General features: G+C 46.7%; 19 protein-coding genes. All 19 read right to left on the reverse strand.

The genetic code is table 11. From position 1 onward, the window contains the following. Positions 1-46: 46 nt before the first annotated feature. Positions 47-874, reverse strand: a complete 828-nt coding sequence (sleB, locus tag FE296_RS32175; protein WP_124114095.1) for a spore cortex-lytic enzyme — start codon at positions 872-874, stop codon at positions 47-49. 198 nt (positions 875-1,072) lie between these two features. Then, entirely contained in the window at positions 1,073-3,811 is a 2,739-nt protein-coding gene (locus FE296_RS32180) for an FtsK/SpoIIIE family DNA translocase (RefSeq protein WP_150367659.1), read from the reverse strand. A 90-nt stretch (positions 3,812-3,901) separates the two neighbouring features. Next, positions 3,902-4,132, reverse strand: coding sequence for a YlzJ-like family protein (locus FE296_RS32185; RefSeq protein ID WP_150367660.1), 231 nt, complete (start codon positions 4,130-4,132; stop codon positions 3,902-3,904). Continuing rightward, positions 4,129-4,902, reverse strand: coding sequence for a ClpP family protease (locus FE296_RS32190; protein ID WP_223869123.1), 774 nt, complete (start codon positions 4,900-4,902; stop codon positions 4,129-4,131). The genes FE296_RS32185 and FE296_RS32190 overlap by 4 nt, the downstream gene beginning before the upstream one ends. Positions 4,903-5,122: 220 nt before the next feature. Continuing rightward, positions 5,123-6,802 (reverse strand): ribonuclease J, encoded by a 1,680-nt coding sequence (locus tag FE296_RS32195; protein WP_076208870.1) that lies wholly within the window; start codon positions 6,800-6,802, stop codon positions 5,123-5,125. Between the two features lie 475 nt (positions 6,803-7,277). Continuing rightward, positions 7,278-8,156 carry a 4-hydroxy-tetrahydrodipicolinate synthase gene (gene dapA / locus FE296_RS32200; RefSeq protein WP_124114093.1) on the reverse strand — a complete coding sequence of 293 codons (879 nt, stop codon included), beginning with the start codon at positions 8,154-8,156 and terminating at the stop codon, positions 7,278-7,280. Positions 8,157-8,203: 47 nt separating this feature from the next. Continuing rightward, positions 8,204-9,421, reverse strand: coding sequence for an aspartate kinase (dapG, locus tag FE296_RS32205; RefSeq protein ID WP_017689129.1), 1,218 nt, complete (start codon positions 9,419-9,421; stop codon positions 8,204-8,206). Positions 9,422-9,800: 379 nt separating this feature from the next. After that, positions 9,801-10,397, reverse strand: coding sequence for a dipicolinate synthase subunit B (locus FE296_RS32210; protein ID WP_062833836.1), 597 nt, complete (start codon positions 10,395-10,397; stop codon positions 9,801-9,803). Then, the gene (gene dpsA / locus FE296_RS32215; protein WP_124114092.1) at positions 10,394-11,293 is read right to left on the reverse strand and encodes a dipicolinate synthase subunit DpsA; all 900 of its coding nucleotides are present in this window, start codon (positions 11,291-11,293) and stop codon (positions 10,394-10,396) included. The genes FE296_RS32210 and dpsA overlap by 4 nt, the downstream gene beginning before the upstream one ends. Before the next feature lie 157 nt (positions 11,294-11,450). Beyond that, positions 11,451-11,897, reverse strand: coding sequence for a dUTP diphosphatase (gene dut, locus FE296_RS32220; protein ID WP_017689132.1), 447 nt, complete (start codon positions 11,895-11,897; stop codon positions 11,451-11,453). After that, complete coding sequence (locus FE296_RS32225; protein WP_062833834.1) at positions 11,857-13,140, reverse strand: M16 family metallopeptidase; 1,284 nt, start codon at positions 13,138-13,140, stop codon at positions 11,857-11,859. The genes dut and FE296_RS32225 overlap by 41 nt, the downstream gene beginning before the upstream one ends. 98 nt (positions 13,141-13,238) lie before the next feature. Then, the gene (locus tag FE296_RS32230) at positions 13,239-14,234 is read right to left on the reverse strand and encodes a polysaccharide deacetylase family protein (RefSeq protein WP_124114091.1); all 996 of its coding nucleotides are present in this window, start codon (positions 14,232-14,234) and stop codon (positions 13,239-13,241) included. A 175-nt stretch (positions 14,235-14,409) separates the two neighbouring features. Beyond that, on the reverse strand, positions 14,410-16,512 hold the full coding sequence (pnp, locus tag FE296_RS32235; protein ID WP_091031843.1) for a polyribonucleotide nucleotidyltransferase: 2,103 nt from the start codon (positions 16,510-16,512) through the stop codon (positions 14,410-14,412). A 259-nt stretch (positions 16,513-16,771) separates the two neighbouring features. Beyond that, on the reverse strand, positions 16,772-17,041 hold the full coding sequence (rpsO, locus tag FE296_RS32240; RefSeq protein ID WP_056700672.1) for a 30S ribosomal protein S15: 270 nt from the start codon (positions 17,039-17,041) through the stop codon (positions 16,772-16,774). Next, complete coding sequence (locus FE296_RS33885; protein ID WP_256719971.1) at positions 17,019-17,153, reverse strand: hypothetical protein; 135 nt, start codon at positions 17,151-17,153, stop codon at positions 17,019-17,021. Before FE296_RS33885 ends, rpsO begins: the two co-directional genes overlap by 23 nt. Positions 17,154-17,200: 47 nt before the next feature. Then, a complete protein-coding gene (locus FE296_RS32245; RefSeq protein WP_411860613.1) occupies positions 17,201-18,139 on the reverse strand; it encodes a bifunctional riboflavin kinase/FAD synthetase in 939 nt (312 codons plus the stop codon). 73 nt (positions 18,140-18,212) lie between these two features. After that, entirely contained in the window at positions 18,213-19,136 is a 924-nt protein-coding gene (gene truB, locus FE296_RS32250) for a tRNA pseudouridine(55) synthase TruB (protein ID WP_124114090.1), read from the reverse strand. Further along, entirely contained in the window at positions 19,130-20,107 is a 978-nt protein-coding gene (locus FE296_RS32255; RefSeq protein ID WP_124114089.1) for a DHH family phosphoesterase, read from the reverse strand. The genes truB and FE296_RS32255 overlap by 7 nt, the downstream gene beginning before the upstream one ends. 19 nt (positions 20,108-20,126) lie before the next feature. Further along, the gene (rbfA, locus tag FE296_RS32260) at positions 20,127-20,486 is read right to left on the reverse strand and encodes a 30S ribosome-binding factor RbfA (RefSeq protein WP_017689140.1); all 360 of its coding nucleotides are present in this window, start codon (positions 20,484-20,486) and stop codon (positions 20,127-20,129) included. Between the last annotated feature and the right edge of the window lie 17 nt (positions 20,487-20,503).

Consider the following 20,503-nt stretch of genomic DNA (forward strand, 5'->3'; position numbering starts at 1 on the left):
GGCAAGAAGCAACCGAAGTCACGCCTTCTGGTTGCTTCCAACATCATCACATACAAAAGATATGCTGTCCGATTGTTTTCACTTGTGGACGGGTCCAGATCCATTTGGATGTTGCTGTCTTCGGGTTAAAATAATAGAGACATCCACCAGACGGATCCCATCCATTCAGGGCCTGCTCAACTGCCTTTTTGGCTTGTGCGTTCGGTTCCAGATAGATCTGTCCGTCCGCTACAGCCGTAAATGCACCTGGTTGAAAAATCACACCAGAAGGCGTACTTGGAAAACTTGGTGAATTTACGCGATTCAGAATTACTGCTGCTACTGCGACTTGACCTTCAAACGGTTCCCCTCGGGCTTCACCATATACTGCGTTAGCCATAATCTTGAGTTCATTCTCAGAGAGACCAAGTGCATTGGCAGATCCCATATTGTCTTGCTCTTTATCTGCTGTATTGTTGCCGCCTCCACCCCCACCTGAGGATTCCTTGTGTAGCGGCGGCTCTGTTGGCGACCATTTGGTTGACGCATTGTACAGCTTGAGCTTGGTCTCAGCTCCAACCACACCATCTGCCTTCATGCCAAATTCGGATTGAAACCATTTGACGGATTTCAGCGTGCTGCTGCCAAAATTACTGTCGATTTTACCATTGTAAAATCCCAGGTACTTCAGACGCCCTTGAAGCTCATATACATCCTGACCGTAACTTCCATATTTCACTGTATTACTGCTAAACGTAGGCAAGGCCTTTTCTTCTACCTGCGGTGTACGCTCGGCTGAACTTTCAGTTGCTGTATTCCCAGGAAGCAAATAACGAATTCCCAATGCGGATATCAGCAAAATAGCAGTGAAAAGCCATAGGTTCATTTTTCGCATCGACTGTGCTCTACCTTTCTCTTGTGGGATTAACAGAATCGCTAAGGTTATTATGACAAGCCTGCTTGTTTCCTATGCACCAAATCATCCGATCTTTGGAGTAGATGGCAATACTTCAGTCTGCTGAGCAAGCAAAAAGCCCTCAACCAATAAGGTTGAGGGCTTAAACGATTCGTTGTAACCATGTTACATGTTACACTACGAGCTTATTTTATTCTGCTGATACTGTTCAAGTGAAACCAGTACTTCCCTTGGTTTGCTGCCCTCGTAAGGACCGATTACACCCCGGGCTTCCATGGAGTCAATTAATCGCGCTGCACGTGTGTAACCAACCCGCATACGACGCTGCAACAGGGAGACTGAAGCTTGTTTTGCCTCCAAAATAATCTGTACAGCTTGCTCATATAACTCATCCTGTACTTCATCTGCTGCCTGAATGGAATCATCCACTTCAGGTACAATGGATTCATCATACTGCGCTTCACCTTGACCACGTACGTAGTTTACAATATTCTCGACTTCTTCATCGCTCATAAATGCACCTTGTACACGAACCGGTTTTGACGCGCCCATAGGCATGAACAACATGTCTCCACGACCCAACAGCTTCTCAGCCCCACCCATATCCAGAATCGTTCGGGAATCGACTTGGGAGGATACGCCGAAGGCAATCCGCGATGGAATGTTAGCCTTGATTACCCCGGTAATAACGTCAACAGATGGACGTTGTGTGGCAATAATCAGATGGATTCCAGCTGCACGAGCCATTTGAGCGAGTCTTGCAATGGCATCCTCCACATCTCCGGCTGCAACCATCATCAGATCTGCAAGCTCATCCACAATGACAACGATATAAGGCAGAACAGCCGCAGGATTATCTTTCATCAGATTATTGTAACCCTCGACGTTACGCGTGCCTGATTTGGAGAACAGTTCATATCGTTTCTCCATCTCAACCACAATCTTTTTGAGAGCAAGTGACGCTCGTTTAGGATCCGTTACTACTGGTGCCATCAGATGTGGAATTCCGTTATATACGTTCAACTCAACCATCTTGGGATCGACCATCAGGAACTTCACTTCATCCGGCTTGGCTTTGTACAATATGCTGGTAATAATACCGTTAATACACACCGACTTACCGGAACCTGTAGCACCCGCAACCAGCAAATGGGGCATACGAGCCAAGTTACCAATAATTGTCTGTCCCGAGATATCTCGGCCAAATGCAATGGTCACTTTGGATTCTGCATCCTGGAACGTCGCCGTCTCCATTACCTCACGCATCGTTACAACCGATACCTCGCCATTAGGTACTTCGATACCAATAGCAGACTTTCCGGGAATCGGTGCTTCCATCCGAATATCCTTTGCCGCCAGAGCCAACGCGATATCATCAGTTAGGCTGACAATCCTGCTGACCTTAACACCAATATCAGGCTGAATTTCATACCTTGTAACGGCAGGGCCCCGGACCACTTCAAGCACCTTGGCGCGAACACCAAAACTCTCCAGTGTAGCTTCCAGCTTGCGTGCTGTCTGCATATAATCCTTCTGGTCACCCGCCTTGCCCCCATTGTTTGGCTTGGCAAGGAGACGGAATGACGGCAGCTTGTACGGCTTAGGAGGTGGCGGTGGTGGTTTCACCGGTTGTGTGTCCTGCCCTTCAGGAGTAGGAGTATCTGTTCCCTGCATTGCATCATTAGGTACTTCTTCTCCACTCTGAATCTCATCCACAGCATTCAATCCGTTCGTACCCGTATCGGATGCAGACCACTCTGTCTCAACCAGTTCATCCGTTATTTTAATGGCATGCTCGCCCTGTTGTACTACGTTTGGATCGGCCAGATCATCCGGGAACGGATAAGCATCGTCCAGATCATCTTCAATGCTTGCCTCTTCTGCTCTAACGTGCTCGAAAAAGTCTCGAATGATCGGCGCTGAGTTAGGTTTAGCCTGAACAGGAACACGTGATGAAGCTGATTTGTTCACTACGTCTTCGGTCGCATCCTGCCACGCCTCTACATTGTGATCTTGTTCGGCGCGGTACACAATCTGTTCTGTTTCTGCCGAATCGACCTCATCCATTTCACGTCCTGATGTCGCCTGTTCACGATTAGCTCCCCATTTCCCGAAAAGTTGGAAGAATATTGGCGCTTTTCGTTTTGGCAGATGCTGTTCCTCTAATTCATCCTCATACTCGTCTTCGTCATCTTCAACAGGAACAGGCACCACTTTACGAGCGTTACCTTTCTTCCTTCCATCAGATGCTGAAGCAGAACGTGCAGAAGGCCTCGACTCCAGCTTTTTGTACATCGAACTCCCGGCATCCCAGATCTTGGTTCGGAATATTCGAATCAGATCCACATAAGATAGACTTGTAATCAGCATAAAACTGATGATAAACATGACAATCATGATGAGTCTCGCCCCGAGGCTGCCGAACAGCCACAGGAAGAGAGCAAATTGCCCAGCTCCGAGATAACCACCGCTGATGTCCTTGTTAAGCATGGAGTCCCTCTCCCCTGGCACAGCAGGGGTTAGCAACTCGGTTTGCATATCATTATGTACCTGCGTAATCACAGCACCAGGCTCAAGCGCACCAACCGGAATGAGTTTCTGGTGCATTGCAGAGACGGTACTCATCAGGGTTAAAGCAAAGACCAGCAATACCAGTCCTGTTTTACGTGTAGTCCAGCCACTCGGCCATTTCCGGTGAATCATCACCATGAGACCATAATAAATACCAACAAGTGGAATCGCAAAATAAAACTTACCAAGCATCAGTCCGAACATCTTGGAAAGCGAACGTCCAACGGTGGCTTCACCCGATAATGCTATGACAGCAAGAGTAATAAGCACAATCCCGTAAATTTCATATTTTAAAACGCCACTAAAACCAGCGCCCTTTTTTTTCCTCTTTTTTCTTCTGGCCAAAATCAGGTCACCCCCAGAAGAATATTATACCATACAAATATAATCCGTACATATGTTCTTTTTCTGCTCAATTTGTCTGAATTCGTCGCGTTATGCTGATCCCAAGTTACCCGAAAGCGGGATGGTCGAACCGGGCATATTAGCAGGATTGAGATAGGCTTCAAGTGGACAATCCAGCAAACGTACAATGATGGCTTCATTGTCATTAACAGGTCTCACCTGCATCAATAAACCATTCATCTTGATCTCCTTTGTATCTTCGCCCTCTTTCCACATTCCCGACCAGAGTTGTTCCGGGGGCATCACTGTATATAATGTCATTGTGTATAACCTCCCGCCTGCAGGGTCTGTCTCTTGTCTCCTATGAGCTGATTTAACTGAGCAATAGCCTGCCCAATCCCGCCTACTGCATCCATCAATCCATATTTCACTGCATCTGCGCTTCCTACAGCTGTACCAATATCCCGATTTAACTCACCGGTCTTAAACATCAGTTCTTTGAACATCTCTTCAGAGATATTCGAATGCGAAGTCACGAACCGAACAACCCGCTCCTGCATTTTCTCCATATACTCAAACGTTTGAGGTACACCAATGACTAGGCCGTTCATCCGAATCGGATGGATCGTCATCGTTGCACTTCCCGCAATCAGGGAATACGTTGAAGCTACAGCAATCGGTACTCCAATGCTATGCCCGCCTCCAATGACCACAGTAACCGTAGGTTTGCTTAGAGAAGCAATCATCTCTGCAATGGCCAGACCCGCCTCTACATCTCCACCTACCGTGTTCAAAATGATCAATATACCTTCAATACGCTGATTCTGTTCTGCGGCCACCAGCTGTGGAATGATATGCTCATACTTTGTTGTTTTATTTTGTGGTGGCAAAATCAAATGCCCTTCGACCTGTCCAATAATGGTCATACAGAAAATATTCGATTCACCTGCAGGCGACTGTGTCTGCCCAAATTGCTGAATAGTCTCTGTCACGGGAGAGATGGCCTTGTCCTCCTGAATCGGAATCTCCGGTGCTTCGACTTCCGGTTGATTGGATCTTGACGCCTGTTTGCCATTCATACGTTCATTCATTTCAATAATCCCCTTCTCCAGAAACATTTAATGTATTTCCTTAGTATGGGGATTTTTCCAACCGCCTTATACCCGCTACCTCAAATTGCTTCACATATTGATCCTATTGCAGATCTTCCTGAAAACGCAAAAAAGCCCCTTCTCTACGAGGAACCGTCCAATATTACTCGTAGAGAAGGGGCGACTGTGTGCCTGAATATATGTTTTTGTTTAGCCTATTTTAAACTTCCATAATGATTGGCAAAATCATCGGTCTACGACGAGTTTGCTCATACAGGAAGCGTCCCAGTGCATCTTTAACATTTGTTTTGAGTGAAGCCCACTCGTTAACGTTCTCACTCATCAACTTCTGCAATGTGCTGCTAACGATCCGGTTGGCCTCATCCAGTAGTCCTTCCGATTCACGTACATACACAAATCCGCGAGAGATGATGTCAGGACCGGAAACAATTTTTCCATCCTGTTTGCTCAGTGTTACCACAACAACAAGGATACCATCTTGTGACAACAATTTGCGGTCACGAAGTACAATGTTACCCACATCGCCTACACCCAAGCCGTCAATCAACACATTACCTGCAGTAACTTTACCTGCTCTACGTGCTGCTCCACCTTGAATTTCAATCACTTCACCGATATCCGTGATGAAAATGTTCTCAGGTTCTACCCCTACAGATTCAGCAAGAACCGCGTGGCGACGCTGCATACGGAATTCACCGTGAATTGGCAAGAAGAATTTCGGTTTCATCAGGTTGAGCATCAGTTTCAGCTCTTCCTGGCTACCGTGACCAGATACGTGGACACCACTGTTAGCACCGCTGTAATGCACGTTAGCACCCAGACGGAACAGTTCATCAATCGTACGGCCTACATATTTTTCATTACCTGGAACCGGTGTTGCTGCGATAATGACAGTGTCACCTGGCAGGATGTCCACTTTACGGTGTGTGGAACGAGCCATACGTGTCAGTGCTGACATTGGCTCTCCTTGACTTCCTGTGCAGAGAATCACGACACGATCAGCAGCCATCTTGCCTACTTCTTCAGGTTCAATGATCATGCCATCCGGAATCTCAAGATAGCCCAGTTCTGAAGCAATACCAACCACATTCACCATGCTCCGTCCGATAACTGCAACTTTACGTCCAGTCACTTCTGCTGCATTGATCACCTGTTGGATACGGTGTACGTTGGAAGCAAATGTCGCTACAACAACACGTTGACTAGCTTTACGGAAGATATCTTCCAGAACGATACCCACATTTTTCTCCGATGGTGTGAATCCAGGTTTCTCAGCGTTCGTACTGTCGGACAACAGTGCTAACACGCCATTTGTTCCGATCTGTGCCATACGCTGAAGATCTGCATATTGACCATTGACTGGAGTATGGTCGAATTTGAAGTCACCTGTGTGAACAACTGCACCTTCCGGTGTTTCGACACATACACCAACAGAATCCGGAATACTATGGTTAGTAGCGAAGAACGATGCTTTCAGAACAGATCCAAGTTGGATCTCGGAATCAGCATCAATCAGAATACGTTTTGTTTCACCCAGCAGATTCGCTTCTTTCAACTTGTTTTCTACAAGTCCAAGCGTAAGTCTTGTTCCGTATACAGGAACATTCAGATGTTTGAGAACATATGGCAGACCACCAATGTGATCTTCATGTCCGTGAGTAAGGATGATTCCTCTTACTTTGTCACGGTTCTCAGTCAGGTAAGAAATGTCAGGGATGACAATATCAATACCCAGCATATCTTCTTCCGGGAATTTAAGACCAGCATCTACGACTACAATGTCGTTGGCGTATTGGATGACATACATATTTTTACCAATCTCGCCTACGCCGCCCAAAGCAAAAATCATCAGTTTATCGTTATTATTTTTCTTAGACAAATGAATCTAAACCTCCTATGGTAGTTGGACGTCGTACCTTATTATTTATTGTAAGTTAAGAAAAGTAGTCCATACATCACATACCCACCTATCGGGATGAATGTAAAAGAACACCTCTATTCACGATATTTGGAAGAAGTTCTTCGAAGTTATTCCCTTTGACCAACAAGTTGGATCTGAGATTCCCTCTTAGCCGTTCCTTCCTTTTTCACCGCAAAGCTACACCACGAAACGATGTCGCTTTCAATTTCAAAAAAATACCGCACCCAGTCACTTGACATCATTATACATGATTAAAAACAAAAAAACAAGTCACTCTCTCGTTAACCTGTAGGTTTCCCCTTGGCAGTGGAAAAGAAACCTCACATTACTCGTAAAAAAAAGAACCGCAGCCTCTACGAAGAGGAGCGGTTCTTTTACTGATCTAAAGGATATTCCCATGATTAATAAAATAGTCCATATACAACCAAAATGATTACAAATTAAGCAAACCTTTGATATAAACCTGCTCCTCTTCCGTTGGTGGAATAAGGGGCAACCGAACGGAACCAACGTCTAGACCACGCAATGTGAGCGCATATTTCACCGCTACCGGGTTTGGTAGAGGCTGTGGACACTCAAACAGGCCTTTGAACACTGGGAACAACTGCTGATGAATCTGAGCAGCCTGAAGAGGTGCTCCGCCATAGAAGGCGTCAATCATTTTCTTCATTTCTGCCCCTACGACATGACTGGCCACGCTGACAATTCCATGTGCTCCAACCGCAATCGCTGGTAAGCCTGAAGCATCATCACCGGAATAAACTCTGAAATTTTCTGGAGCACTTGCTGCAATCAGCGTAACCTGCTCCATAGATGCACATTCCTTCGTAGCGACGATGTTAGGAATCTGTGCAAGACGAAGCGTTGTCGCTGCTGACAGGCTGGTTACTGTACGTCCAGGCACGTTGTAGAGCATAATTGGCAGTTTGGTGGATCCTGCAATCGCTTCAAAATGTTTGAACAAACCTTCTTGGCTGGGTTTGTTGTAATACGGAACAACCAACAATATGCCATCCACTCCGGCACGTTCAGCTTCCTGTGTCAAATGGATGGAATGTGCCGTGTTATTGCTTCCCGTTCCGGCTATAATTTTGCACCGACCGGCCGCATGTTTCACTGCAAATTCGAATAATTGAACTTTCTCAGTATCACTAAGTGTTGGAGACTCCCCTGTTGTTCCAGAAACCACAAGCGTCTCCGACTTTTGATCTACAATTAGATAGTCGATTAGACGTGCAGTTTCCTCCCAATGAATCTCTCCTTGTTCATTGAACGGAGTGACCATTGCTGTAATCAATCTTCCAAAGTCCAATTCGATTCCTCCTTCAAAACAGGTTTGGCTCCTCTAACTTCAGTTATTTACAAATGAAGTTCGAATGAGGCGTGAAGTGCCCTCAGGGCCTGAACCATATCTTCTTTTTTTACGAGTACCCAGATCGTTGTATTCGAATCTGCCGATTGCAGGATCTGAATGTCTGCCAGTGTCAAGGACTCCACGATTCGAGCCATGATTCCAGGTACACCATTAATGCCTCCGCCAATGACGGACACTTTGGCACAACCGGACAGGCTTTGTGGCTTGAGACCTATCTCCTGCAATACCTGTATGGCTTTCTCGGAATCACTGTCAAAAACCGTATAGACAACTCCCGAGGGGGTAACATTAATAAAATCAACGCTGATTGAATTCTCAGCCATGGTTTTGAACACTTTTAGTTGCAATCGATCTGCACCACCAGGCACATCCACCGTAATTTGCGTTACATTGCTCACGTAGGCGATGCCTGTTACATAACGGTCAACAATGCCTGTCTGCACATCCTGGAATCCTTCCGGATGCGTAACCAGCGTTCCTTCCGTGTCTGCAAAAGTAGATCTTACCCGTACTGGAATCTGGGATTGCATCGCAATCTCAACCGCACGTGGATGGATTACCTTGGCCCCGTGGTGGGCCATGTTACAGATCTCTGCATAACTCACAACAGTCAGTGGACGTGCATCCTCAACAATTCGCGGATCAGCGGTAAGTATCCCGTTCACATCTGTGTAGATATCCACCATTTCAGCACGTAATGCTGCACCCAGAGCTGTAGCAGACGTATCGCTTCCCCCACGACCCAGTGTCGTGAAGTCTCCGTTCTCTGTCTGCCCCTGGAATCCGGTTACAACAACGACACGGCCGAGCTGAAGCTGCTCCAACACACGAACAGGACGGACATCCAATATCCGGGCATTCCCGAAATTGTCGTCCGTCACAAAACCTGCTTGTGCACCGGTCAGCACTGTAGTTGGAATGCCTTCATGTTCGAGTAAACTGCTCAACGTTGTCGCAGATATGATTTCACCACAGCACAGCAGTAAATCCTTTTCGCGTGCGGATAGTGCGTTTCCGTTCTGTGCAGCCCAGTCCAGCAACGTATCAGTCGCATATGGCTCGCCGCGGCGTCCCATCGCAGACACAACGATGACCAGACTCAATCCTGCTTCAAGTTCACGTTTAACGTGACGGAGCACATGCTCTCTCGCCTGAACAGTGGAGAGAGACGTGCCTCCGAATTTCTGTACCATGATACGCATCTTTATTCCTCCATTTGTGTACGCAAGAAGACTGGACACGGGTCAAATCAACAAATGGATCACTCTAGGGAGCGTTCTGATGCGATAATTTCAGCATTTTATACGGCATTCCATGCCGCTCCTTGTTTTTTTTGTAATTGTCTGGGACAATCGCAAATCAAAGGTCGCGGTTGTTATCGAGGTCATGACGCATACATTCACAATAGACCTCTCCCGCTTGCTTAACCTGTACTGCCCGCAAGCAGGAATGCCTTATAGACAGGAACGTGGACATAGTAGCTGTTCAATCCAGCATATCGTCCCCCATGATTTTCTTTGTCTCTCGAACCCTTCTTCATTTCTCCAAGCGCATAAACGTTGTCACCGAATCATTGTTCCATCAAGCCTGTGAAGAACGCTCCACAATCATCGGCTGCAACTGTTTGCCCTCAAGAGCACTCCAGCAAGCCTCTGGAATCAATTCCATTTTGGCGACTAACGAGTTTGGTTTTTTCACTGGATCGTCTTGCCCAAATGGCACAAAATACAAGTATTTAGCCACGAGCAATTTGGCGATATTCGCAGCATTCAAGCCCAGACCGTCATTCGTGGAAATCGCGAGCACAAGCGGACGCTGATTGCGCATCTGCGCTTTGGCTGCCATTAGCACTGGACTGTCGGTCATCGCATTAGCCAGCTTGCTTGTTGTATTCCCTGTGCATGGAGCAATAACCAGCACATCAAGCAGCTTGGAAGGCCCTAATGGCTCCGCTTCAACAATTGTAGAAATGATATCATTACCTGTTATATCTTTCAACTGTTTTTGCCAATTTTGCGCCGTACCAAAGCGTGTATCCGTCGTCAGAACCGAATTCGAAATAATCGGAATGACGTTGGCACCTTCAGCTACGAAGCGGCTAATTACCGGCATAACCTCTTCAAACGTACAATGAGAACCCGTAATTGCATAACCTACCGTTTTTCCCTGCCAGTTCATGATTTAACCTCCCGTGCGTTCTGTTCTTCCAAAAGCAAACGGATCAACGCGTCGGCAATAATGCCGCCAGCCGTTTTGGGAGCAACAATGCCGGGGAGGCCAGGCGCAAGTAGCGCTTTGATACCGCGTTTGTCGGCATACCTGAAATCACAGCCGCCAGGAGCGGATGCGAGGTCGATAATGACAGCCTTTTGCGGCATTCTGGACAGGATTTGTGCTGTGATTATCATAGTCGGTATCGTATTAAAAAGCAAGTCAACTTCCCCGGTTTGAGCGGCCAAATCCGTTGTCATGAAAGGCTTCCAGCCCATTATTGTAGCGCGGGCAGCATCCTCTTCCCGCCTGATTCCCACCCGTACATTTGCTCCAAGTCCCTGCAGTGTTTTGGCCATTGTGAATCCTGTTCGACCAATGCCAAGCACAATGCATTCCGAACCATGGATTGTGAAGTCCGTCTCCCGAATAGCTATGGCGATGGCTCCCTCAGCTGTTGGAATAGAGTTGTAAAGTGCAATATCATCACGATCAAGTACTTCAACAAGTCGCAGCCCATTTTCAAGACAAAGTTCGCGCAAGAACGGCTTTGCCATACCTGTGAACACAATACAATGCTCAGGTAATGCTGCAATATGTTCCTTTTTCAAATAGATCGGTGTGTCACTGAATGAAGTACTTACTTTTCCCAGGTCATCGCAACCGACGACAGGCAGTACCAGTACATCTGCGGAAGCAAACACTTCATCCTCCAGTTCCTGGTGCTCAATCCCTGGAATGGAACGCTCTATTTTATCGAAACCCACCACACTTACCGTTGCATCCAGCTCAGCGCACTTTTGAATGACTTCAAGCTGCCGCGCATCTCCGCCCAGGACTACAATCCGGACTCCGGTCAGCATCGGGACGTCACTCCTTTCACCACATGTATGCCTTATCGTATGCAGGGGCCCACAGGGGGGTGAAAACAATAATTGCATTCCACCTTCCGTTTCTCGAATGTAAAAAAGAGCCGCCCCTGTCAGGGGCGACTCTAAAGAATGGGTATATTTACGCTGCTTATTTCCCGGTATGACCGAATCCGCCTTCACCGCGTACCGTTTCCGAAAGTTCATTCACTTCCGTCAACTCAACCGCAGGCACGGTCTGGAAGACGATCTGTGCGATGCGCTCTCCCCGTACAATCGTGAACGGTTCCTGACCCAGATTAATCAACAGAACTTTAACTTCTCCGCGATAATCCGCATCAATGGTCCCCGGTGTGTTGAGGCAGGTAATTCCATGTTTGAAAGCCAGTCCGCTCCGAGGACGGATCTGTGCTTCCAATCCAGCTGGCATTGCCATCGCAAGTCCGGTAGGAATCAGCGTACGCTGACCCGGCTGCAACACAACATCTTCCTGAAGTGCAGCTACTACATCAAAGCCGGATGCCAGCTCCGACATTTTTTGAGGCAGTTTAATATCTTCATTGCCCGGCAGTTTCTGTATTTGAACGTAATGCAACAAAATCATCCCTTCTTAATCCAGCGATCGTCTTATCTGAAGCGCCAACCATAGCAAGTGCAAAAGGTTCAGCAAACATCAGATCAAGTACCGCGTTAATATCGTCCATGGTAACTTGCTCAATTTTGGTGATCATCTCATCCAGCGTATGGTGTCTGCCCAGCATGAGTTCGTTTTTACCCAGACGATTCATGCGACTGCCTGTGCTTTCCAAGCTCAGAATCAAGCTGCCTTTCAGCTGTTCTTTTCCTTTACGAAGTTCATCTTCGGACAAGCCGTTTACGGCCAGGTCGCGCAGAACCTCTTTGGTCAGATCAAGCACTTCTTTGGTCTGTTTCGGTGCTGTACCCGCATATATCGTGAAAAGTCCGCTGTCCGCATGAGAGCTATGATAGGAATACACGGAGTACGCAAGACCCCGTTTCTCACGAATTTCTTGGAACAGTCTAGAGCTCATGCCTCCACCAATGGCGTTATTCAGAACAACCATAGCGAATTGCAGGGGATCTCCGATTTTACAGCCCGGGAACGAAATACAGATATGATTCTGTTCCGTTTTCTTTTTGTGAAAGAGCTGTCCGCTTTGGAAGGCTGGCATCGTGACTGCTTCCGTTACTCCATTTACATCAAAAGCACCAAAATGTTTCTCCATCAGATCGATTACACTGTCATCAATATTACCCGCGATACTAATGACTGTGTTCTCAATCGTGTAGTGCTCCTTCATATATGCACGCAGATGACTGGAATCCATCGCTTTGAGACGTTCTTCCGTACCCAGGATTGGGTATGCGAGTGGATGCTCACCATAGGCGGCCAAGGCCATCAGATCATGAACCATATCATCAGGCGTATCTTCATACATCGAGATTTCTTCCAGAATGACGTTTTTCTCCTTGATCAATTCACCATCATCCATTTTGGAGCGGAAAAACATATCAGACAATACATCAACCGCAATCGGCAAATGTTCATCCAACACTTTAGCATAATAACACGTGTATTCTTTGGAAGTGAACGCGTTCACGTTACCACCGATCGCATCGAACTGCTCCGCAATCGCCTTGGCATCATAACGATCTGTTCCTTTGAACAACATGTGTTCAATAAAATGTGATACTCCGTTACTTGCAGGTTGCTCATTGCGCGAACCTGTCTTGACCCATATTCCGAAAGACACAGAACGGCAGGTCGGTATCTGTTCCATGACAACTCTGAGGCCATTGCCCAGCTGAATTTTTTTCATGGTGGCCCTCCTACATCTCTATAATTGCCTTGATCTCAACCTTGAAATTGAAATCGACATTTGGTTCCAACTGTTTGATATTAACAAAAAAACAACGTTCACTCAACCGCAGAGGTATTTACACGTTCCGAAGACAGCGTCTCACTTACTGTTCCGAGCACCAAACCTTTGGCCCGTATGGATTGAATCATGCCCTTTAGAGCTCCCGAAGAAGCAGCTGTAGGGTGCATTAGAATTAACGTGCCTGCCTCGGTATTTTTCGCAATTTTGGCAACAACGGCATCCGGGCTTGGCTTACGCCAATCCACAGTATCTACTGTCCATAACACGGTTTGCAGTCCCATGGATGAAGCAATGTCAACGGTCTTTTGATTAAAGTCACCGGAAGGCGGAGCAAACCAACGATTCTCTACGCCCAGTGTTTTATGGAGCAGATCCTGGGTTTTGCTAATTTCCAGCTTGGCCCGTTCTGCGCTCAATCGACTCATATTAGGGTGAGAATATGCATGGTTGGACATCTCATGCCCACGTTTCTGAATTTCTTTGGCCAGTTCAACGTTTTTGCTTAACCAACTTCCATCCAGAAAAAAAGTAGCCTTCACTTTCTCGGCATCAAGCGTATCCAGCATCGGTTTAATGTACTCGTTCCCCCAGGCTACATTAATCATAAAAGAAACCATCGGTTTGTTTGCATTACCCCGATAGATCGGATGTGCACCCAAATCTTTAAGCTGAATCTCCGGCTCAATCTGACGGTAGACATACGCTATTTTGGTATTCAACGTTCCACTCAGCGCCTTACGGTATGTCGCTTCCACATCAATCTCAATGCCATTATAACCAGGAATCGCTTTCCATACCCGATCCACTCTGGCATTCACCGGAGCAATTTTCGTTTCAGCCGCTTTATCCCGAATCGCAGACAACAGTGCATCTTCTCCAGTTGCCTCCTTAAACATGTCAAAAGCATTTTGCGTACCTGGCCCATCACGGATCTCCGTAATGTATGTACGTACACTGCCAACTTGTCCGATCAATATGACCGCAGTCACACCCGCCAGAACAGCCGCCAGCTTTTTGGATTGGTTTCCCACAGCTCCATCCTCCCGCCGTCTTTGTCCCCATCATATGAGGACAAGGGCAAAAATATGAATGCTAAGCCATGGTTTCATCCTTGCTTTACATATTTAAACGTTAAAAAAAGAGCCAGAAATTCACATTCTGTCTCTTCATTCAATCTATTCATTTATAACCTGTCGATTCGGTATCCTAGGATTGAGCCGGAGCTTCAGCAGTCAAAACTGCTTTACGGGACAAATTGATTCGACCTTGTGGGTCAATTTCCGTTACTTTTACCGTAATGGAATCACCGATAGCTACAACATCTTCCACTTTGGCAACACGTTCAGTTGACAGTTGCGAGATGTGTACCAGACCTTCTTTGTTCGGAAGTACTTCAACGAATGCACCGAATTTCTCTACGCGTTTTACTTTGCCAACATAAATCTCGCCGACCAATACTTCGCGCACAATACCTTCGATGATCGCTTTGGCTTTATCATTCATCTCCTGGTTGGAAGAAGCGATAAAGACACGTCCATCCTGTTCAATATCAATTTTAACACCGGTTTCTTCGATGATTTTATTGATAATTTTACCACCTGCACCGATCACATCACGGATTTTGTCCGGATTGATATGCATCGTTGTAATTTTAGGTGCATATTGTGATAACTGCTCACGTGGCGTATTCATCACTTCAGTCATTTTGCTCAAGATGTGCAAACGACCTTCTTTGGCTTGAGCCAATGCTTCAGACAAAATTTGACGATCAATACCATCAATTTTGATGTCCATTTGAATCGCAGTTACACCTTCAGGTGTTCCGGCTACTTTGAAGTCCATATCACCGAGGTGATCTTCCATACCTTGAATATCACTCAGAATGGATACATGATCTCCATCTTTGATCAGACCCATAGCTACACCCGCAACTGGAGCTTTGATTGGTACACCTGCATCCATCATAGCTAGTGTGCTGGCACAGATACTTGCCTGGGAAGTTGAACCGTTGGATTCCAGAACTTCAGATACGAGACGAATCGTGTATGGGAAGTCTGTTTCGGAAGGGATGACTTTGGAAAGCGCACGCTCACCCAGAGCACCATGTCCGATTTCGCGACGGCCTGGAGCACGTAATGGACGAGCTTCACCTACGCTGAATGGTGGGAAATTATAGTGATGCATGAAACGTTTCGTTTCTTCAAGGCTGATTCCGTCCAAAATCTGAACATCGCCCAGTGCACCAAGGGTACAGATGCTAAGTGCTTGAGTTTGTCCACGTGTGAACAAACCTGAACCGTGCGTACGTGGCAGCAGGGAAGTATCACATTCAATTGGACGAATCTCAGCAAGTCCACGTCCATCCGGACGAACTTTATCATGTGTGATCAGACGGCGCACTTCTTCTTTAACGATATCGTGCAGGACTTCCTTCACGTCTTTAAGCAATTCAGGACTTTCAATATATTTCTCTTCAAAGTGAGCAACAGTTTCGTCATTCACTAGATCGATTGCATCTTGACGAGCATGCTTCTCGGCAATTTTAACGGCTTCAACCAGACGAGCACTTGCGAAATCACGCACACTGCTGTTGACTTCAGCATTAACGGCATGCAACTTAACAGCCATTTTTTCTTTACCAGCAACTTGCACGAGTTGTTCGATTACCGCAACAATGTTTTTGATCTCGTCATGTCCAAACATGATTGCTTCAAGCATTACTTCTTCCGGTAATTCGTTTGCTTCAGCCTCAACCATCATGATGGCATCCTTGGTTCCTGCAACCACCAGCTCAAGTTCACTGACTTCAAGCTGTGCAATCGTTGGGTTAATGATGAACTCGCCATCAATACGTCCAACTTTCACGCCACCAATCGGTCCGCTGAATGGAACATCCGAAATGCTCAATGCTGCTGATGTACCGATCATTGCAGCGATTTGCGGTTCGCAATCCTGGTCCACACTCATAACGATATTCAGAACTTGTACATCATTCCGGAAGCCTTCCGGGAACAATGGACGAATTGGACGGTCTGTCAGACGGCTTGAAAGAATAGCTTTCTCACTCGGTCTGCCTTCACGTTTAATAAATCCACCCGGAATTTTACCTACGGCGTACAATCTTTCTTCATAGTTCACTGTTAATGGGAAAAAGTCCAAATCTTTCGGCTCACTTGATGCTGTCACGGTACACAATACCACGGTATCCCCGTATGTTACCTTAACGGCAGCATTAGCCTGCTTGGCCAAACGCCCGGTCTCAAACGTAAGCTTTCTTCCACCAAGCTGCATTTCAACACGCTGTTCCATGAAACCCCTCCTTTTGTTCGTTCCTAATTCAATGGATTCTGCATATTCACAGTATTTCCTGCTTGTCCTGCATTCATTAGCTATGTATGGAACTTTCAACATGCTAACCTGCACAACAAAAGCTCCTCACGGAGCCCCATCTACAAATATATGGCAACATGTTCATCTACAAAACAACCCGGCTGTAAGTTCCGCTTGTCCTTTTAGACAAAAGAATGACGGATAACAGCCAGGTTGGTTTTGAAAACATGTACGATAATTAACGACGCAATCCGAGTTTTTCGATCAGTGCGCTGTAACGTTTAACATCTTTGTTTTTCACGTAAGCCAAAAGCTTACGACGTTGACCTACCATTTTCAAAAGTCCACGACGTGAGTGGTGGTCTTTCTTATGCGTACGCAAGTGGTCTGTCAAACTTCTGATGTTTTCCGTAAGGATAGCAACTTGCACCTCTGGAGATCCTGTATCGGACTCGTGAGTTTTGTGCTCGTCGATCAGTTGTTGTTTACGTTCTTGAGTCAATGCCATCCTGTTCACCTCCTTCAATATAATCGCCATTAGCCTCGTCACCGCCGGTGAGAGCAAGCAACCAAGCCAAGGTTAATGTTGTCTCAATCGACAACGTAGTACAGTATATCATAATTGCCTAGTTAAAGTAAATGTAAACATGCATTTAATCCAGAACCTTTAAGATAACAGGCGGCCGGCAGTTAATGCATCTTCACGAATCTGGCTAATCAATGCATCAATGGAGTCAAACTTTCGTTCTGCACGAATATAGTGAACGAGCTCAACCTTTAGTTCCTGGTCATACAAGTGTCCGTCAAAATCAAGCAGGTGCACTTCAAACGTAGGTTTCATCCCGCTTTCGTGAAACGTAGGTTTCACACCGAGATTCATTACGCCGTGCAGTTCCTGTTCGCCATACTGCACACGAACAGCGTAAACACCCTTCGATGGGGTAACGTAATGATCCGTGAGTTCAAGGTTGGCTGTAGGAAATCCAATCGTTCGTCCACGCTTCTCCCCGTGAATGACGGTTCCTCTGATGCTGTAAGGTCGGCCAAGCCACTGACTGGCTTCATCTATCTCCCCACGCTTCAACAGGCCACGAATGAGAGAGCTGCTCACTTTTTCACCATTTAAAAGGAATGGAGGAACGGTCTCCACCGTCATCTCTCCTTCTCCCAAAGTACGAAGAAGCTGTTCATCCCCTGCACCCTTATGACCGAAACGGAAGTCAAAACCCACCACTGCTGTTCGTGTCTGAAGAGGAATCAACAGGTCCTGTACGAATTGTTGTGGCGTCAACCGGGAGAAATCTTCATTGAACTCCACCACATAAAGTACATCAACGCCCATTCCTGCCAAGATGTCTTCTTTATCTCTCAAGGGAGTTAAATAACCCTCGTAATCCCCTTTGCGCATAACTTCCTTCGGATGTGGATGAAAGGTCATGACCGCTGCCTGCATGCCCGTTTCCCGCGCAATGCGGACAGCTGATAAAATGACACTTGCATGTCCGAGATGCAGTCCGTCGAATTGACCAATCGCAAGCACTTGCGGAAGTGTGCTCAGCTCAGTCGAATGTAACGTCTGCGGATAGGTTAGCATTACGGTTTTCACAATCATTCACCTGCATTTCACTAGATAGGCCAAGCTTGAGCATCACCACAACAGCTTCAAGCCCGAGACCTCTTTATTCCGGCAAAAAGACTTTAACTGCCCTCACCGTTGGTTTTAGTTCATCCCGTTCAAATATCCCCAGAAACGTATCATCCTGAGCATACAACCGTAACAAACCAGGTTGCTCTACAGGGGGTTCCAGAAGACGTGCAGACAGTTTCTGACCTTGAAGTGCTCCTTTGGCCTGTTCTTCTCCAACCTTGTGGGCCGGAATCGAAGCAATAGCCTCGTCAACAGGAATCAGCGCCTCCGCCAAAGTCCCATCAGCCATAAGTTGTTCCACTTCTTCAATACGAAGACAACGATCTGCAGAGATACCTGCCGATATCGTACGCTCCAGTCGAACCATGGTCGATGGATATCCGAGTTGTCGGCCGATGTCTACACACAATGTCCGAATATAGGTACCTTTTGAACATAAGGCCCGGAAGGATATATCGGTGGTCTCACCCTGAGTCTCAATTCCTGTAAGTTCGAGCTCATAGATTGTGACCTCACGGCTCTTACGCTCTACCGTCTTACCTTCACGAGCAAGCTCATAAAGACGTTTGCCGTCTACCTTTACCGCAGAATACATAGGTGGTACCTGTGAGATCGTGCCCAGAAACTGCTCAAGCACCTGTTGAACCTGTTCCTGTGTTACTTCCACAGTCGTTTCAGCCCGCTCAATGACTTCCCCTGTCATATCCTCTGTGTCAGTAGACAGTCCCAATCTAAGCGTAGCCAGATATTCCTTCGGAAGCTCCTGCATGTACTCCACCACACGTGTCGCCCGTCCAAGACAGAGCGGCAGAACGCCTGTAACTTGTGGGTCAAGTGTGCCCGTATGGCCAATGCGCTTCATTTTGAGAATGCGACGCATTTTGGCTACAACATCATGAGAAGTAAATCCCGCCGGTTTATATACCGGAAGTACACCTTCAAATGGCTTTACCATTGTGAATTCACCTGCTTCAGTACTTTTGCGACAATATCATCAAATCTGCCTTCCAGACGACATCCGGCTGCGAGCACATGCCCGCCTCCGCCAAAGGTCTGTGCTAGTGCAGCAACATCAATCTTACCAGCTGAACGCAAAGAAACCTTGACTGCATTCTCGTTGATGACTTTGAAAAAGATACCAACTTCCACGCCCTGAATGTTGCGCGGATAGTTCACCACCCCTTCAAGATCTTCATTAGCTGCTCCACAAGCGACCATATCATCTGGTGTAATAACAACCCAGGCTATCTTTCCATCATCTGTCATCCGCAGGCTTGATAGTGCCTGATTCAAAATCCGAACTTGTGGAAGAGTCACCTGCTCCAACAAAGTCTGGGCGAGATAGGGTCCATCCACGCCATGTTCAAGCAGTCTGGATGCCGTTGTCATTACATTTGGACTGGTGTTGGCATAACGGAACCCACCTGTATCGGTAAGCAATCCTGTATAAACTGCCGTCGCAACATCTTTATCCCATGTAACTTGGAACAGGTTAAGAAAATCGAACAAAATTTCAGCCGTTGCAGCAGCATCTGACTTAATGATGTTGACTGTACCATAACCGTCATTTGTAGGATGATGATCAATATTCAAAATAACAGCATCGTCTTCGAAATAATGACGTGTCAAACCTACCCTGGCAAAGTCTGCACAGTCCACACAGATAACAGCTTTATATTTTCGCTGCAGTGGTTGTTCGGTCATGTTCACAATGTTGCCTGCTTCCCACAAAAATTGCATTCGCCCGGGGATTTCGCCTTCATTAATCATCGTGAATGTCTTACCCAGACATGACAGCAGCCAGCCCACCGTTACCGTCGAGCTGACTGCGTCACCGTCCGGCTGTACATGCGACACGACCAGGTAATCATCATGCTCCAGCAGAAATTGCTTTCCGGCCTGGAGCGCCTGTTCATAAGTGTGCATTGCCGTCTCCTCTATTCTGTTACTGGGATTCGTTCTTGTCGGAACCAATATCGCCAAGCAGCTTCTCAATTCGGCTGCCATAAGCGATGGATTCATCAATCTTAAATATCAATTCGGGAACATGCCGGAACCGGATACGTTTACCCAGCTCGGAACGCAAAAATCCATTTGCTTTTGCCAGAGCTTTGAGCGTGTTATCTTTTTGTTCCTGTTCACCGAAGACACTCAGATAAACTTTGGCTTGCGACAAGTCTCCTGTCACTTCGACTCCCGTTACCGTAATAAAGCCGATACGTGGATCTTTCAGTTCAGACTGGATGAGCAGACTGATTTCTTTCTTGATTTGCTCGCCCACTCTACCTGTACGAATCTTAGCCATCGTTGTTCACCTCATGC

The organism is Paenibacillus sp. UASWS1643, assembly GCF_008693195.1.
GTDB classification, from domain to species: Bacteria; Bacillota; Bacilli; order Paenibacillales; family Paenibacillaceae; genus Paenibacillus; species Paenibacillus amylolyticus_B.

Coding starts and splice junctions, on each gene's coding strand:
- sleB (WP_124114095.1), bottom strand. CDS start 874: ATGCGAAAAATGAACCTATGGCTTTTCACTGCTATTTTGCTGATATCC.
- FE296_RS32185 (WP_150367660.1), bottom strand. CDS start 4,132: ATGACATTATATACAGTGATGCCCCCGGAACAACTCTGGTCGGGAATG.
- FE296_RS32190 (WP_223869123.1), bottom strand. CDS start 4,902: ATGAATGAACGTATGAATGGCAAACAGGCGTCAAGATCCAATCAACCG.
- dapG (WP_017689129.1), bottom strand. CDS start 9,421: ATGCGTATCATGGTACAGAAATTCGGAGGCACGTCTCTCTCCACTGTT.
- FE296_RS32210 (WP_062833836.1), bottom strand. CDS start 10,397: ATGAACTGGCAGGGAAAAACGGTAGGTTATGCAATTACGGGTTCTCAT.
- dpsA (WP_124114092.1), bottom strand. CDS start 11,293: ATGCTGACCGGAGTCCGGATTGTAGTCCTGGGCGGAGATGCGCGGCAG.
- FE296_RS32225 (WP_062833834.1), bottom strand. CDS start 13,140: ATGAAAAAAATTCAGCTGGGCAATGGCCTCAGAGTTGTCATGGAACAG.
- pnp (WP_091031843.1), bottom strand. CDS start 16,512: ATGGAACAGCGTGTTGAAATGCAGCTTGGTGGAAGAAAGCTTACGTTT.
- rpsO (WP_056700672.1), bottom strand. CDS start 17,041: ATGGCATTGACTCAAGAACGTAAACAACAACTGATCGACGAGCACAAA.
- FE296_RS33885 (WP_256719971.1), bottom strand. CDS start 17,153: ATGATATACTGTACTACGTTGTCGATTGAGACAACATTAACCTTGGCT.
- truB (WP_124114090.1), bottom strand. CDS start 19,136: ATGGTAAAGCCATTTGAAGGTGTACTTCCGGTATATAAACCGGCGGGA.
- FE296_RS32255 (WP_124114089.1), bottom strand. CDS start 20,107: ATGCACACTTATGAACAGGCGCTCCAGGCCGGAAAGCAATTTCTGCTG.
- rbfA (WP_017689140.1), bottom strand. CDS start 20,486: ATGGCTAAGATTCGTACAGGTAGAGTGGGCGAGCAAATCAAGAAAGAA.